This is a genomic window from Pseudoalteromonas prydzensis (genome assembly GCF_011050055.1).
GTDB lineage: Bacteria > Pseudomonadota > Gammaproteobacteria > Enterobacterales > Alteromonadaceae > Pseudoalteromonas > Pseudoalteromonas prydzensis_A.
Genome location: NZ_DRGM01000092.1, coordinates 12,559 through 28,853, shown reverse-complemented (window position 1 = coordinate 28,853; position 16,295 = coordinate 12,559). Strand labels below are relative to the sequence as shown.

The following is a 16,295-nucleotide window of genomic DNA, read 5'->3' as shown; positions in this document are numbered from 1 at the left end:
CTATTCTTCAGCTAGTAAAAAAACCATGATTAAGTATAATCACGGGCCAATAAACAGCCCATGCTATTAAATCTGTAAATAATGAATAAAATACCGCAAAACACAGCCGATAGACCAAACCGAGCTTACGACACAAAACCACCCAGACCGGCTGCTGATCAGTGCTGCGGTGGTGGCAGTTGTTGCCCATGTGTTTGGGATGAATACCGAGAAGCGTTGAAAGCGTGGCGACAACAAAACCCTGAACAAAGCGATCATCTATAATTACCATTGAACTTTACTGAACAGTATCCAGTCTAAAAATTTACATTTACAAAATTATTATTTTTTTTGTAATAAAAATTACATTTATTACTTTATTTCTAATCCTCCCCTTAAAAATATCATTATTTTTCATATAGGTAAGCAAACCCCGAGTTTCCTCTATAGAAAATGCAAAAAAAACCAAACTATTTAACACCTTGCACAATTATTTAACAAACTGTATAAGTTTAATAGACTATGTGGCTTGATAAAAATCATATAGTTACGAAATTACAATAATTCTAACTGGGGAAATTAGAATGAAATTTAAAAATAACTTATTAAATCATGCAGTTAAACTTGCATTAACGACAACCACCGCAGGCTTATTTATTTCAGGAACTGCCTTAGCTGCAGATGAGCAAGCTGAAGTCACTAAAGTAAATAAAAATGTAGAAAAAATTGCCGTAGTGGGTACACGCTCTGCACCACGCTCTATTGGTGATTCACCGGTACCTATCGATATCATCGGTGGTGAAGAACTTGGTAAATCAGGTAATACTGATATGCTGGAGTTATTAAAAGGCGCAATTCCATCATTAAACGTGCATTCAATGCCTATTAGTGATGCGGCATCTTTGGTTCGTCCAGCTAACTTACGTGGCTTACCTTCTGACAGTACATTGATATTACTCAATGGTAAACGTCGTCATCGAGCCTCTGTTATTGCCTTTTTAGGTGGCGGCATAAACGATGGCGCACAGGGTGCAGATATTTCTGTGATCCCAAGCATTGCCCTAAAGCAAGTTGAAGTATTACGTGATGGCGCAGCCGCACAATACGGCTCAGATGCGATTGCAGGTGTAATGAACTTTGTATTAAAAGATGCCTCCGAAGGCGGGACATTTGAAGTACGCCACGGCCAATATTATGAAGGCGACGGTGATACTACACAAATTTCCGGTAATGTTGGCCTGCCTTTTACTGACAGCGGCTTTGCTAACTTAAGTTTCCAATACAAAACTGCTGATGCCACTAGCCGCTCTGTGCAACGTGCCGATGCTACGGCCCTTATCGCAGCCGGTGTCCCAGACATTGCCCCGATTACACAAGTATGGGGCGCACCAGAAGTTGATGACGATATCTCTATTTTTGCTAATGTCGGCCTTGAGCTGACTAACAACTCCGATTTTTATATGTTTGGTAACTATTCAGAGCGTGATGTACGCGGTGGTTTTTACTATCGTAATCCACATACTCGCCCAGGTGCATACTCAAATGATGGCGGTGAAACATTATTAGTTGGTGATTTAACCGGCGATATGAGCGGCAACTGCCCTACCAACATCATGATTGATGACAACGTACTCGATAATCCTGACTACATTAGCCAAGTTGCTAATAACCCAGATTGTTTTGCTTTCAACGAAATTCTGCCAGGCGGCTTCACCCCTAACTTTGGTGGTAACATTACCGATACTTCATTGACTATGGGTACAAAAGGTGAATTTACTGGCGGTATGTTAGAAGGCGCCTACTACGATTTAAGTGGTACCGTAGGCTTCAATGAATCTCGTTACTTTATTTATGACACCATCAATGCCTCACTAGGCCCAGATAGCCCGCGTGACTTTAGCCCTGGTAAATACTCACAGTTAGAGAAAAACTTTAACTTTGATTTATCAAAAGGTTTTGATTTTGGACTTGCATACGATGTAAACATAGCCGGTGGCCTTGAATGGCATGAAGAAACCTTTACAGTTACTTCTGGTGATGAAGCATCCTTCATTGCAGGCCCGCTTACTGAGCAAGGCTTTGGTATTGGTTCAAATGGTTTCCCAGGCTTTAAACCCTCGGACGCTGGTGAATACACGCGTCGCAACTACGCTGCGTATGTGGATATTGAAGCTCCGTTCACTGAAGAATTTTTAATGGGCTTAGCACTACGCTACGAAGACTACGATACCTTTGGCTCTACTGTTAATTATAAATTGATGGCTCAATACCATTTAACCGATGATTTAAACATTCGTGGTTCAATCAGTTCCGGTTTCCGCGCACCTACTGTTGGCCAAGCCAACGTCAGTAACGTACAAACAAACCTAAGCAGTGGTGTATTAGTTGATTCAGCCTTGTTACCACCAACCAATCCAATTGCGGTACAGTTAGGCGGTACAGAGCTTGAGCCTGAAGAGTCGCAAAGCTATACCTTTGGCGCGGTATACACCATAGGTGAAGTATTCCTAACCATTGATTACTATAATATTCAAGTTGATGATCGTATTAGCCAATCTGAAAAAATCGAGCTGAGCCAAGCTGATAAAGATACGCTTGAAGCCGCAGGTGTACCAAACGTGCAAAGCTTAGCGCAAGTAAGCTTCTTTACTAATGACTTTGATACCACCACTCAAGGTGTAGACTTTGTCGCAAACTATGCCACAGATTTACTCGGCGGTAGCTCAACATTTAGTTTAGCGTACAACTGGAATGAAACGGAGGTTACCCGTTCAACTGATATTACTGGGGCGTTTAAAGTAAGCCGTTTAGAGAACGACTTACCAAATCATCGTGGTACGCTTAGCTGGTCACAACAATGGGAAAATTTCTCAATGTTTACTCGTGCAAATTATTTTGGTGAATACCAAGGTGTGCATGTAGATTATGACGAAACAGCAAAAACAGCAGATGCAGCAATTACGCTTGACGCTGAAATAACTTACTTTTTGAATGATTCGATTAGTTTCTCAGTCGGCGCACAAAACTTGCTCGACCAAGAAGCAGAAAAACTTGATTTTACCGTTGCTCCTAACAATAACTGGGGTGGTAAATACTATGAAACATCACCATACGGTATTAATGGTGGTTTCTATTATGCCAAAGCAACGTATACTTTTTAAGCGTAGCTAAGCAATAAAAAGATAGGCGAAATGCTCAAGACATTTCGCCTTTTTCGTGCTATACCCCAAGATAATAAATATAGTAACTAAAAAATAACAACAGTGACGCATGCTGCTAAAAAAAGCCAACCAACTACTAGCCGAAAATAAACTCCAAGAAGCGGAGTTTCACTATAAAACCTTGCTTGAAAGTGATCCCCAAAATGGTGAGGCACTGTTCGGCTTGGGCCGTATTGCCCTGCGCTTGGAGCGCTTTGATGCTGCGGTTTATTTATTACAAAAAAGCTGTGAACGCCTGCCTAATATGTTGGAGCCATTACATGCCTTAGCCGATGCATTTAACGGGGTAAATTCGCCAAACGATGCATTAACGGTACTGAAATATGCAAAAAGCATTGCCAGCCATAACCCAGAGCCACACTATTATCTGGCACAACACTATCTAACTCATGGCGAATTAGACAAAGCACATACCACCTTTGCCCAAGCGTTAAGCATCGGCTTGTACCCTGTCACCGCGTATATTTTATTTGAACTGGTACAACTTGGTCGCTTTGACCAGCAGCATAACTACATCAGTAACTTGCATCATTTACTCACACTAACCAATAATTTGCGGTTAAAAATGGTGTGTTATTACGCCCTAGCGAAAAGTTATGATCAGCTCGACGATATAGAGCAAGCCGTTAATTATTATAAATTGGCGAATAAACTACAGCTGCAATTGAGTCATTTCAGCACTGAGCAATTAACGCCATTTTATCAAGATATTATCCGTTATAATCCAAAAAGTTTATTTGCTACTATCAAGGCTGGGTTTAGCGGCACTGTTACACCCGTGTTTATTATTGGCATGCCGCGCAGCGGCTCAACATTATTAGAGCAAATATTAGCTTCACATAGTGAATTTGCAAGCCTTGGCGAAGACCGTTGTATTAGCTCACAGGTTGTGTCATTTATTGAACAACACACCAAACGTCCTTACCCTGAATGTATGGATGCACTAACGTCGCAATTAATTGAGCAAGCCCGTGCTATTTATACCGCACGGTTAAAACAAGCTAAACCTATTCGCGCGTTTATGATCAATAAACTGCCTGCTAATTATCAATCGTTAGGGCTTATTTATTGTTTATTTCCAAACGCTAAGTTCATCAACTTACAACGCGACTTTAATGCCACGGCTTGGTCTGTGTATAGTAATTACTTTGCAGAAAATGAACCTTATTTTTGCTCATTACCTGAATTTAAACGTTACTTTGATTTATACCAAGGTTTAATGACGCATTGGCAACAAGCAATCCCTGATGCCATGTTAGATGTTCACTATGAGCAACTCGTTGCTGATCCTATCAGCCATTTAACGCGCATATTTACATTTTTAGGGGCTGAGTTTGAACCGCAATGTTTAGATTTTTATAAATCAAAAAGTGCGGTAACAACGCTTAGTAAAGCGTCAGTACGCCAACCACTTAATAGCAATGCACTAGAGCGCTGGAAACGCTTTGAAACGCCGCTTAAGGCGTTGTTGAATGATGTTCAAACCACGCCAACACATCCTTAAATTGGTCTAGTTTGGCACTAGGATGGGTCAACATATTAATATGATCATAATCGTATTGATGGCCGTGCTGTTTGCCATACATTTGCAGTTTTTGCACGCCGAGCCCCGACTCTTCAATAAACTTTTCAATATCAATTTGTTGCGCAAGCGCCTTATCTTTCACACCGCCAATATGTAAGGTCGCAGGTAAGGTTAAGTTAGCCACAGCCTGTGCATAATCAAAGCCATCGTCAGAATCTACCCACGCTTTGCGTTTAGCCCATTGCATACTTTGATAATGCGACTTTTTAGTTTCATCATCACTGCCCCATTTAAGTTTTTTAGCCGGCAAATAACCATGTTTTTTAGCCAGTATTGGCGCTAAAAAATACCAGATCAGATTACCTTGCAGGTATTTTTGCGGATGATGATTATACAACGAACGTTTAGTGCCAAAGTAAGCACAAGCTTTTACATCATTAATAAACTGTGGATAACGCGCAAACACACTGTTCATCAACACGCCGCCCCACGAATGAGCAACCCAGTAAGCTGGCGGCTTACCTTCTCGCTCGGTAATTTTCGCAATAAAAGCGGGAATATCTTCAATTATGGCTTCGGTTTGACCGTAGTGAGCATGCTTGGAGATAGCCGGTTTGCTGTCACCACGACCTCGTAGATCAGCCACGTAGCACACATAGCCTTGCTCAGCCAAAAAAGGCGCTAAGCCTTTATTCGAATGGGTATAAAATATTTTGCCATTTTCCACAGCACCATGCATAAAAAATACCGCAGGGCCTGCCTCGTTAGTGTTATCTGCAATTCTGCGCAAATGTAATGTTTGCTGCTCGGTAAGTTTAATAAACACCGACTCTTGTACAATCGCCATTTCAGTTCCTTATTGTCATTGTTTTGAACCGCAACTCATCCTACCAGTATTTTAAACAAGATCACACGCTATTGTGTTTCTCTGTTAAAATAACTTTTTTGTTTGCTAAGCTAATTATCTGTTATGAAATCAACGCCATTAAAATCAAAATTACACCCTCGTAATCGCCATAACGCAGGTTATGACTTAGCCTATCTAACCTGCCAAGTGGCCGCGTTAAAATCCTATATAGTGCTCACCCCAAATGGCACTGAAAGTATTGATTTTAGTGATGAGCAAGCAGTTAAAGCACTCAATCAAGCGCTGTTAAAAGCCTATTACAATGTTGAATTTTGGGATCTTCCCGCAGGTTACCTGTGCCCGCCCATTCCTGGTCGCGTTGATTACATTCACTACCTTGCGGATTTATTAGCCGCTGACAATAACGCGCAAATTCCAACTGGCAAACAAGTAAAGGTATTGGATATTGGCACCGGTGCAAACCTTGTTTACCCGCTTACTGGCAGCCATGAATACAACTGGCATTTTACAGGAAGTGACATTGACCCTGTGGCGATTAATATAGCCAAACAAATCGCGCAATTTAATCAACGTAAAATCACCATTAAACAGCAAAAAAATCCGCAGCAGATTTTTAACGGTGTTATAAATAGCAAAGATCTATTTCACCTGACACTGTGTAACCCACCATTTCACGCAAGTGCAGAACAAGCCAGCAAAGGCAGTGAGCGTAAATGGAAAAATTTAGGTAAAAGTCCAAATAACGCACTTAATTTTGGCGGCCAACATAATGAGTTATGGTGTGATGGTGGCGAGCAGCAATTTATTATTAATATGATTATTGAAAGTGAACAATTCGCACAGCAATGTATGTGGTTTACCTCGCTGGTATCTAAAAAAGACACGTTACCCGCACTACAAGCACAATTACAAAAACAGCCTGTTGCCGAAGTAAAAATAATAGAGATGGCACAAGGGCAAAAAGTGAGCCGCTTTATTGCCTGGAGCTATTTTGATCAAGCCACTCGAGCAGAGATTTGCCAACAATTTACAGCCTAGGAGGCACCATGATTGATTTTCGTTCAGATACTGTCACTAAACCTTGCGCGACTATGCGCGACGTTATGGCCAGCGCCCCGTTAGGCGATGATGTGTATGGGGATGATCCCAGTGTTAATGCGCTTGAGGCGTTTGCTGCACAGCGCCATGGTTTTGCCAGCGCCCTATTTTGCAGCTCTGGCACCCAAGCTAATTTATTGGCATTAATGGCCCATTGTGAACGAGGTGACGAGTACCTGTGTGGGCAAGCCGCGCATAATTATAAGTTTGAAGGCGGTGGTGCTGCAGTACTTGGCTCTATTCAACCACAGCCAATTGAAAATGAAGCCGATGGCAGCCTGTGTTTTGACAAACTGCGCGCTGCTATCAAACCCGATGACTTTCATTTTGCGAATACCCGCCTGCTCAGTTTAGAAAACACCATAGCTGGTAAAGTGCTGCCAATTAGCTACTTAGCTAAAGCCCGCGAGTTCACTCAGGTTCATCAATTAGCGCTGCACTTAGATGGCGCGCGGGTTTATAACGCTGCGGTTGCGCTAGAAGTGGATATCACTGAAATCACCGGTCATTTTGATTCAGTGTCGATTTGTTTATCAAAAGGGTTAGGCGCACCGGTAGGCTCATTATTACTTGGCTCTGCTGAGCTTATCAATAAAGCAAGACGATGGCGTAAAGTACTTGGCGGCGGTATGCGCCAAGCTGGTATGCTTGCAGCCGCTGGGCATTATGCGCTTGAGCACAATGTTAGCCGCCTCGCAGATGATCACGCCAATGCCCGCTATTTAGCGCAGCTGCTCAATGAGATTGCAGGGTTTCACGTCGATTTATCAAAAGATACCACCAACATGGTGTATGCCCAGGTTGCCGATAATGTCGATATTCACTCACTGGCACAGCAGCTAAAAGCCAAGGGCATTTTATTCAGCCCGAATAAAACCTTACGTCTAGTGATCCATTTGGGTGTTACTCGCGCTGATATTGAACTATTTATAGCTGAATTAACTGCTGCGCTGCATGTTTAACGCGGCTTTATAATGTTTGCGGCATACTGATACATAGCGATCATTGCCGCCAATTTCTACTTGGTTGCCATCGGCGATCGCATCGCCATTTTCATCGGTACGTAATACGTGATTGGCTTTACGGCCGCAATGACAAACGGTTTTTAGCTCTACTAATTTGTCTGCCCACGCGAGTAAGTATTGCGAGCCACTGAATAACTCGCCCCTAAAATCATTACGTAATCCGTAGCACAATACTGGGATCCCTAATTCATCAACCACATCGGTTAATTGCAATACTTGCTCGCGAGATAAAAACTGGCATTCGTCCACCAGCACACAGTGGCGCTTTTGTTCACTGTTGAGCTGTTTGATCAGTGCAAAAACGTCTTTTTCTGCATCAAAAATATGTGCATCAGCTTGTAAGCCAATTCGCGATGACACTTTGCCAACACCTGCACGGTCATCCAAAGCGGCGGTTAAAATAACCGGCTCCATGCCGCGTTCACGATAATTAAATGCCGATTGTAATAACGTGGTAGATTTACCTGCATTCATTGCAGAATAATAAAAGTACAGCTGTGCCATGAAAGTGCCTGCCCTGAAAAAAGTGCGCTAATGCTACCTTAATCTTGATTGAACATCACCTTTTTAGCATTCCTATTTGAGTCGTGTCTTTGTTATGCTTAGTTAATCCCAGAAAAACAGCTCAATACCGATCAGTACTGGCCACTTGGTTAGCTTTATTTAGATGATCAACATACAATTTGGCATTATCTTGATCTGCTAAAACTCGCCAAATGCGTTGACTAAGTGATTGATGTTGTTGATAGAATTCTTTTGAAAACAACAAGTAGCCTTGCTCTGCTGCAACCGGTGGATAAATCGTTTTCAGCGTTGTGCTATCGTAGTGGCTGGCGACTTTGTGACTACCAATTTGACACAGCCCGATGCTGGCATCAGCCACTCCGCGCTCAATTAACTCAAGGGCTTTTGCAACAGAGGCCGTGTGCTGGATAAAAAAGGGTTCTTGGGCAAGGGTTTTATTCAATTTATAGCCACGAGGGATAGCTAAAGTAAATGCTTTGGTCTGAAACACTTCGCGGCTTTGCCACTGCTTATGAAACTTATTGCTGCCAATCAAACAACTGCTAAATTTACTCAGTGCACGTGTAGAGTCTGGTTGCTGCGATTTAGTCAGTGGGTATTGGCCAAACGCAGTGCGCTCTGGGCGATACGCTGCTATCACTGCATTGACTTTATTACTGCGTAAATCACTTAAACACGCTTGCCACGGTTTTCGCACATAGCGAATAGATACCTCAGCAAGTTTATTATCAAGGCGCTGGATCACCTCTAACAAAGCGTCAGGATCATCGATTGGCACATCGCTGCCTTCACTTAAAAATAACGTTGCGGCCGTTTTATCTTCATAACAAAAAATAAGCTCGGTTGCCTGTACCTGCAAGGCGGTTAAGCACATAACACAGCAACTACAGAATAACACCACACCCCATCGGTTTTCCCTAACACGCTTATTTCCATTCATTTTATCTGTAACCCTTAGACATCAATAGCTAAAGTGTAGACCGAAAAAATAAATTGTTTAGCTGCTTTGCAAAAAAGTTTAAAGAATCCCTTCGTGTTCAAGTAACCATTGTTTTCGCTCTAGCCCACCGGCATAGCCTGTTAACTTACCATTGGCGCCAATAATCCGATGACACGGCACAATAATGCTGATCGGGTTTTTACCATTGGCGGCCCCGACCGCCCGTACGGCATTTGGGTTACTCAGTGCATTAGCGATGTCAGCATAACTTTGCGTTTGTCCAAATGGCACTGTGCTAAGCGCCTGCCAAACTGCCTGTTGAAAAGCGGTCCCTTGGGTCGCTAAAGTCACAGCAAAGGTTGTTCGCTTGCCTGCAAAATAGTCGTTAAGCTGCGCTGCGCAATTTAAAATATGCGGCTGCTCCACCTTTACAAACGGGGTTTCTGGGTACTCTATTACAGGGTAAAAGCCCACATAACTTACTCCGTGATGGTTACCTTGAATAATAATGTCATCAATGGGGCTGGGAATACGTGTTTGGATAATAGTCATGTTAGCTGCTGCCATAGTTGAAAAGTTAAATAAGAGCGAAATGGTGCACACATCTCATCGTTAAATGGTTTTGCCCCCGCCTGCGCTTTCTTTACGCCTAAATCCCCCGCTAATAAAATATCGGGCTGACTTTGGCCGCGTAATTTTGCATAGTTGACTGTCCAAGGTCCAATCCCTTTGAGCGGCAGCCATTCGTCTAACTGCTGACAATCAGGATTATCGGCGCAAAATTGCGCTAGATTACGCAACGCATTTTTTCGCGCTTGTGGCATTTTAAAAAATGCCAGTTCACTGTTTGCCACCACTTCTGGCGTTGGAAAATACACTCGCTCGCCATCTCGTTCGCCCAGTTCAGCCACCAGCTGAGTAACTAAGTTATGCGCGGCGGTAACACTGACTTGTTGGCCAAGCACTGCGCGAATACCAGCCTCAAATACCGACCAAATGCCCGGTAATCGCAGCCCTTGAGTCAACACAATTGCACCTTGAAGCTGAGTTGCTAGGTGTTGTTCGATTTGCGCAGTATCGGCATCTAAATCAAGCACCCTGCGAATTTCACTTAAAATAGGCTGTAAAAAGCGTGGCTGATCAATATCAATACTGACTAAAAAATGGTGTTTATGCTGTACAAACTCAGCCGTAAACTGGCCTTGGCAATACTGATTTTTAAAGCTGCGACCATAGTGTGTATCGTCAAGCCATTCCAGCGGTGAAATTAATCTTTTGGCTAAAAATTGCTGCAACGCAGCCCAATTATAAGGGGGCCGAAACGGTAATTTAAGGGTCAGCACTGCACTTGTTGTGCTGCGCTCACCACGTAGTTTTGAGGGGCAAATATGCAATTGCTGTAAAAAGGCATCATTAAAACGGCGAATACTGTTAAAGCCCGCCGCAAACGCCACTTGCGATACCGGCAAATTGGTCTCTTGCAATAATTTTTTCGCAAAATGACACTGATTAAATAACCGGTACTGGGTCACTGAGATACCAAAATGTTGTTGAAACAGTTGCCTTAAATACCGGCTACTGACCCCTAATCGCTCAGCTAGCCGTTCACAGCTTTGCTGCTGAGTTAAGTCACTATCTATCAACTGTTTGGCTCGCAGCGCTGTGGTTTTACTGCCTTGCCATGCGCTACTGCCAGGGGCACTATCAGGACGACAACGAATACATGGGCGAAAGCCAGCCTGCGCAGCATTGTGGGCATATTGAAAGTATTCTACGTTTTGCTCTTTTGCGATAGGGGCAGGACAAATTGGTCGACAATAAATACCGGTACTTTTAACAGCAATAAAAAACAGTCCATCAAAACGATGGTCGCGGCTTTGTCTGGCAAGTTGCCAATGGCTAGTATCCATAAGGTGCTCTTAACTATACATCTGCTAATAGAGTACGTGAAAAAACACAGTTTACTAGCCATTTTCGGCACTCAACCTTTATTTGCTAATTGCAGCTAAATAACGACGCTCAACTTCAGCCCAATTAATAACATTATAAAAAGCGGCAATATATTCAGGACGGCGGTTTTGGTATTTCAGGTAATAGGCGTGCTCCCACACATCTAAACCTAAAATCGGTGTGTTGCCGTGCATTAATGGACTGTCTTGATTTAAACTGCTTTCCACCACAAGCTGGTGATCTTTATTAACACTTAACCACGCCCAGCCACTGCCAAAGCGACTCACCGCAGCCGCGGTAAATGCGTCTTTAAAACTGTCAAAGCCGCCAAGTTGCTCCGTTATCGCTGTTAATAACTCGCCAGTTGGTTGACCACCGCCATCAGGGCTCATTACTGTCCAAAATAATGAATGGTTTGCATGTCCGCCACCATGTTCTTGCACTACTTTTTGCAGCTCACTCGGCAGCGCGTCAATATTGCTCAGCAACTCATTAACATCGGTGTTTGCATAGTTGCTGCTCTCAAGTGCCGCATTGGCTTTATTAATATACGTTTGATGATGCAACGTATGGTGTATTTCCATGGTTTTAGCGTCAAGATGAGGCTCTAATGCTGCATAATCATAAGGTAAAGCGGGTAATGTAAATGCCATGATTGCTCCTTAAGGGCATAGGGTTGATTGCTTAATGCAAGGTAATATATTGATCGGGTGTATAACTTAAAGTCTGGTTTATTTTGTCAATCAAATAAGGTTGATGATTATGCACTTTGGCAAATTGCACTAACTCAAGGTAGGTTTTATGGTGATGGTGAACCACCACAGTGCGTACCGTATTGCATGGATGCTGAATTAAGTGGCTCAAGGTAATGTGAACATCGCACAACCACTGACAGGCTTGCTCTGTTTGCTTCATTGCTCGGTAGGTGTCGGCTAAGTTGTGCGCCGCAACAACCAGTGCTGGGCAGCAATGTTCAATTGCAGTGATCACCGATTGGCAAATTTTTGCTTGGCTAAACTGACTTAATAAATGTGCGGCCAAGGTATGCGCGGTCGTGTATTTATCTCTGGCCTCGAGTAAGGCGCCCCTTTCAAAGGCATAATTACCAGCCATAATATTAGCTTGCCAAGGACTCAAAGCCTGAGCAACACAAGGAAGCTCTGCGAAAGTAAGGCGCTGAAGCTGTGTCATAAAAATCACCTGCACATATTAATTGATGTGTTTAATTTACACATCGAAACAACCTAATGCAAATGATTTTTATTTATATTTCTTTTGCATTTTATTTCTCTGCAAAATCAATTAATGCTTGCCCTGTTAATCGATAAATAATCCATTCGTTTTGTGGCTCAGCCCCCATGCTGTTATAAAAGTCGATTGCAGGTTGATTCCAATCGAGTACCACCCATTCAAAACGTCCACAGTCTTTTGCCAGTGCTCGGCGCGCCAAATGTTGCATTATTAACTTGCCCGCGCCTTTACCACGGCTATCTGGGCTGACATAAAGGTCTTCTAAATACAGGCCATTTTTACCAAGCCAAGTCGAGTAATTATAAAAATAAACGGCAAAGCCAATTGGCGTATCACCCTCTAAACAAATCACGCTGTGTGCTGTGGCGCCTTCACTAAACAAGGTGTTTAAAATAGCCTGTTCATCAGTTTTAACCGCGTCGGGCTCTTTTTCATACACCGCAAGCTCGGTAATAAAATGCAAAATAGTGGCGGCATCTGCCGGGACTGCGTCTCTTAAAATAATGTCTGTCATAAATTCTCTTTGTTACTACGTACGGTGAATACTGCTCGAGTTTATCTTTAAGCGTTTGTCATTGTATCGGTTTAGCAAGGTAATAATAAATTGGCAACTCACTGATCTTAATATGATCAGCAAACCAAATATTCGCAAATTGCTTACATGTTGCAGGCTAAACCAAGGCGTTACTATATTTAACGCTCATTTATATTAATCCACTAAATAGCACAAGACGCAAGTTTATGCGCCTTGTGTTAGGTTATTTTACAGCACTCTTTCTAGGGTCTGTTTATCTGATAAAACTGTTTACTAAATTTTGCGTAAAGCACAGGCAATACAAATAAAGTCAAAAATGTGGCAGTAAACAAACCACCAACAATCACGGTTGCTAATGGCTTTTGGATTTCAGCCCCAATACCGGTAGAAATTAACATCGGGATCAAACCAAGTGCCGAGGTTAACGCCGTCATGAGTACTGGCCGTAATCGCGATAATGCGCCATTAAATGCCGCGCTATCTAAGCTATCACCATTTTTAACACGGTTATTAATACTCTCAACCATCACCACACCGTTGAGCACTGCCACGCCAAACAAGGTAATAAAGCCTACTGAGCTTGGCACTGATAAATATTGCCCTGAAACATACAGCGCAACCACACCACCAATCACTGCTAATGGCACATTCACTAAGATCAGCAATGCTTGGCCAATCGAGCCAAACGCAAAATAGAGCAGCAGTGCAATTAACGCCAACGAGATAGGCACCACGATGGATAAGCGTTGCTGTGCCCGTTGTTGGTTTTCAAACTGACCGCCAATACTCATGCCATAACCTGACGGTAGCTTAACTTGCTCACTAATGGCGGCGCGAATATCAGCAACCACAGAGCCCATATCGCGTCCTTGCACATTGGCTTGGATCACCACACGGCGCTGCACATCGTCACGGCGCACTTGGGGCGGGCCAGATTCAATATTAACTGTTGCTACATCACCAACCCGTACCAACGCACCTGTCGGTGATGATAAACGTAAGTCTGCAATGGCCTCAGGGCTGTTACGAAATTCTGCCCCAATGCGCACATAAATATCATAACGTTCATTGGCATTAATAATTTGCCCTGCCGCAGTGCCGCCAATACCATGTTGTACAATGGTCATTAAATCACCCACCGATAAACCATAGCGAGAAAGCGCTAACCGGTTCGGTTTGATCACTAACTGTGCTTCACCAGCAATTTGCTCCATTGCCACATCTTTTGCGCCAGCGACTCCTTTTACAGCTTGCTCAATAGCTTGGCCTTTAGCGACTAACACATCTAAATCGGCACCAAACAGTTTAATCGCCAGTTGCGCTTTTACCCCAGACAGTAACTCATCTACGCGTGTGGCTATCGGCTGTGAAAAATTAAACAATAAACCCGGGAACTGCTCTAGTTTTTTCTCCATTAACACTTGCAGTTGCGCTCGGTTATCTGCAGATTGCCATTCGCTAACTGGCGTTAGCCCTAAGTAAATCTCTATATTATTGACTGGCTCTGGATCGCCGCCTACTTCAGGGCGGCCAACACGGCTCAATGCATATTCGACCTCAGGAAACTCAAGCAATATTGCTTCAAGTTTTGGCGCCACCGTCAAGGCTGTGTCTAAACTGGCCGAAGGTGCCAGTGTCACCCGTAAATTGATGGTGCCCTCTTCAAGTTCAGGCACAAACTCTGTGCCTAGCTGCGGCAATAACACACCCGCTACCACCACGAGTACACCTGCAATAGCAATCACTGTTTTACGGGCAGTCATCGCCCAGCCTAAGCACAGTTTATAGGCTTTATCTAATGGCTCTAACAGCACACTGCGCCTTAGCGTCACACCATTGGCAAATAAGTACACCGCCAGCGCTGGCACAATCACCAACGCCACAATAACAGCCGCAACAATTGCCAACATTATACTGATTGCCATAGGCTGAAATAGCTTAGCTTCAACGCCTTCAAAACTAAACAATGGCATAAATACCACTAAGATGATCAACGCCGCGAAGAACACCGGGCGCGCAACTTCTTGAGCAGCTAGCTTAATACGCTCAACATAACTGTGTGATTGAGTGCTTGGCTGGGTTAAATGACGGAAGATATTTTCTACCATAACCACCGAGCCATCGACTAACATACCAATCGCAACGGCAATCCCACCGAGCGACATTAAATTAGCCGAGAGCCCAAACCACGCCATCACACAAAGTGCTAAGCCAATTGAAATTGGGATCGACAATAAAACCAATAGCGTGGCCCGTAAATTCATTAAAAATAACGCCAGCACCACCACAATAAACACAAACGCCAATAGCAGCGCATCAACCACAGTATCAACCGCTTTGGTGATCAAATTTGCTTGGTCATACAGCGGCTCAAACGTAACCCCATCAGGTAACGCTTGATTGATTAGCTCAATGCGAGAGGTTATGCCATCAATGGTTTGCTTGGTATTCGCGCCAATGCGTTTTAACACCACGCCTGTTACCACTTCACCCAGCGATGTAATATTACCCTCGGCATCTTTTGTACTCATGGTCGCCGCACCTTGGCGGATTTCGCTGCCTAATGACACATCAGCTACATCGGCAATAGTAACAACCGTTCCATTAATGGTTTTTAGCGGCGTTTGCGCTATTTCTTGTAACCCTTGTTTACCTGCATTAAACCAGCCAGTACCACGGATCACTAATTGCTCTTGGCCGCGATTCATATACCAGCCACCTACATTGGTGTTGTTTTCTTCAAGTGCGATCACTACTTGCTGCTGATCTAATTGATAAGCAAGTAACTTATTTGGGTTCAGGTTGACTTGATATTGGCGCACATCACCACCAAACGACAGAACTTCTGTAACACCGTCAACAGGTAAAATAAGCAGTTTAACAATCCAATCGTTTAAGCTACGCAGCGCCATACTATCCAAACCGGACTCCGGTGATGCAGCCAATAAGTATTGATACACTTGGCCAAGCCCTGACGTGTTTGGTCCCATTTCTGGCAAGCCAATTCCTTCTGGGATCAGCTCTTTAGCAGCTTGCAGACGTTCAAACACGAGTTGGCGCGCAAAATAAATATCCACGCCTTCTTTAAACACCACAGTTACGCCAGATAAGCCGGTTTTTGAAATAGACCTAACTTGATCGACATCGGGCAACGCATACATGACCGCTTCAATGGGATAGGTGATCAGCTGCTCAACTTCAACGGCAGCTAAACCCGGTGCTTCGGTATTAATGGCCACTTGCACATTAGTCACATCTGGAAACGCATCTAAATTTAATTTAGGGATCACCACAGCGCTCATAGCAACTAATACACACAGCGCTAAAAAGACCAGTAATCGATTGCTAATAGCAGCATTAACTATTTTATTAAACATA

General features: G+C 43.4%; 14 protein-coding genes. 5 read left to right on the top strand and 9 right to left on the bottom strand.

Annotation, left to right across the window (positions count from 1 at the left end; genetic code table 11):
- The first annotated feature begins 81 nt into the window (after positions 1 to 81).
- The 3 genes from ENH88_RS08630 (at position 82) to ENH88_RS08620 (ending at position 4,704) form a co-directional block, all read left to right on the top strand.
- Positions 82 to 264 (top strand): oxidoreductase-like domain-containing protein, encoded by a 183-nt coding sequence (locus ENH88_RS08630; protein WP_304181669.1) that lies wholly within the window; start codon positions 82 to 84, stop codon positions 262 to 264.
- Between the two features lie 299 nt (positions 265 to 563).
- Positions 564 to 3,140 (top strand): TonB-dependent receptor plug domain-containing protein, encoded by a 2,577-nt coding sequence (locus ENH88_RS08625; RefSeq protein ID WP_304181667.1) that lies wholly within the window; start codon positions 564 to 566, stop codon positions 3,138 to 3,140.
- A 109-nt stretch (positions 3,141 to 3,249) separates the two neighbouring features.
- On the top strand, positions 3,250 to 4,704 hold the full coding sequence (locus ENH88_RS08620; protein ID WP_304181665.1) for a tetratricopeptide repeat-containing sulfotransferase family protein: 1,455 nt from the start codon (positions 3,250 to 3,252) through the stop codon (positions 4,702 to 4,704).
- Here the strand turns inward: ENH88_RS08620 and ENH88_RS08615 are convergent.
- On the bottom strand, positions 4,658 to 5,572 hold the full coding sequence (locus ENH88_RS08615) for an alpha/beta fold hydrolase (protein ID WP_304181663.1): 915 nt from the start codon (positions 5,570 to 5,572) through the stop codon (positions 4,658 to 4,660). The genes ENH88_RS08620 and ENH88_RS08615 overlap by 47 nt on opposite strands.
- Positions 5,573 to 5,695: 123 nt before the next feature.
- Here ENH88_RS08615 and rlmF point away from each other — a divergent pair, with 123 nt between their 5' ends.
- The gene (gene rlmF, locus ENH88_RS08610) at positions 5,696 to 6,631 is read left to right on the top strand and encodes a 23S rRNA (adenine(1618)-N(6))-methyltransferase RlmF (protein ID WP_304181662.1); all 936 of its coding nucleotides are present in this window, start codon (positions 5,696 to 5,698) and stop codon (positions 6,629 to 6,631) included.
- Between the two features lie 8 nt (positions 6,632 to 6,639).
- The gene (ltaE, locus tag ENH88_RS08605) at positions 6,640 to 7,653 is read left to right on the top strand and encodes a low-specificity L-threonine aldolase (RefSeq protein WP_304181661.1); all 1,014 of its coding nucleotides are present in this window, start codon (positions 6,640 to 6,642) and stop codon (positions 7,651 to 7,653) included.
- On the opposite strand, the gene ENH88_RS08600 is transcribed toward ltaE, so the two are convergent.
- From ENH88_RS08600 to ENH88_RS08565, 8 genes are all read right to left on the bottom strand, one after another.
- Positions 7,630 to 8,220 (bottom strand): thymidine kinase, encoded by a 591-nt coding sequence (locus ENH88_RS08600; RefSeq protein ID WP_304181660.1) that lies wholly within the window; start codon positions 8,218 to 8,220, stop codon positions 7,630 to 7,632. The two genes, ltaE and ENH88_RS08600, sit on opposite strands and share 24 nt — an antisense overlap.
- Positions 8,221 to 8,341: 121 nt before the next feature.
- Complete coding sequence (locus ENH88_RS08595) at positions 8,342 to 9,181, bottom strand: amino acid ABC transporter substrate-binding protein (protein ID WP_304181659.1); 840 nt, start codon at positions 9,179 to 9,181, stop codon at positions 8,342 to 8,344.
- 78 nt (positions 9,182 to 9,259) lie between these two features.
- A complete protein-coding gene (locus ENH88_RS08590) occupies positions 9,260 to 9,733 on the bottom strand; it encodes a methylated-DNA--[protein]-cysteine S-methyltransferase (RefSeq protein WP_304181658.1) in 474 nt (157 codons plus the stop codon).
- Positions 9,730 to 11,091, bottom strand: coding sequence for a DNA-3-methyladenine glycosylase 2 family protein (locus ENH88_RS08585; protein ID WP_304181656.1), 1,362 nt, complete (start codon positions 11,089 to 11,091; stop codon positions 9,730 to 9,732). The genes ENH88_RS08590 and ENH88_RS08585 overlap by 4 nt, the downstream gene beginning before the upstream one ends.
- Before the next feature lie 78 nt (positions 11,092 to 11,169).
- The gene (locus ENH88_RS08580) at positions 11,170 to 11,784 is read right to left on the bottom strand and encodes a superoxide dismutase (protein WP_304181655.1); all 615 of its coding nucleotides are present in this window, start codon (positions 11,782 to 11,784) and stop codon (positions 11,170 to 11,172) included.
- Between the two features lie 31 nt (positions 11,785 to 11,815).
- A complete protein-coding gene (locus ENH88_RS08575; RefSeq protein WP_304181653.1) occupies positions 11,816 to 12,322 on the bottom strand; it encodes a hypothetical protein in 507 nt (168 codons plus the stop codon).
- Between the two features lie 91 nt (positions 12,323 to 12,413).
- Entirely contained in the window at positions 12,414 to 12,896 is a 483-nt protein-coding gene (locus ENH88_RS08570; protein WP_304181651.1) for a GNAT family N-acetyltransferase, read from the bottom strand.
- Positions 12,897 to 13,159: 263 nt separating this feature from the next.
- On the bottom strand, positions 13,160 to 16,294 hold the full coding sequence (locus tag ENH88_RS08565; protein ID WP_304181650.1) for an efflux RND transporter permease subunit: 3,135 nt from the start codon (positions 16,292 to 16,294) through the stop codon (positions 13,160 to 13,162).
- Position 16,295: the final 1 nt, after the last annotated feature.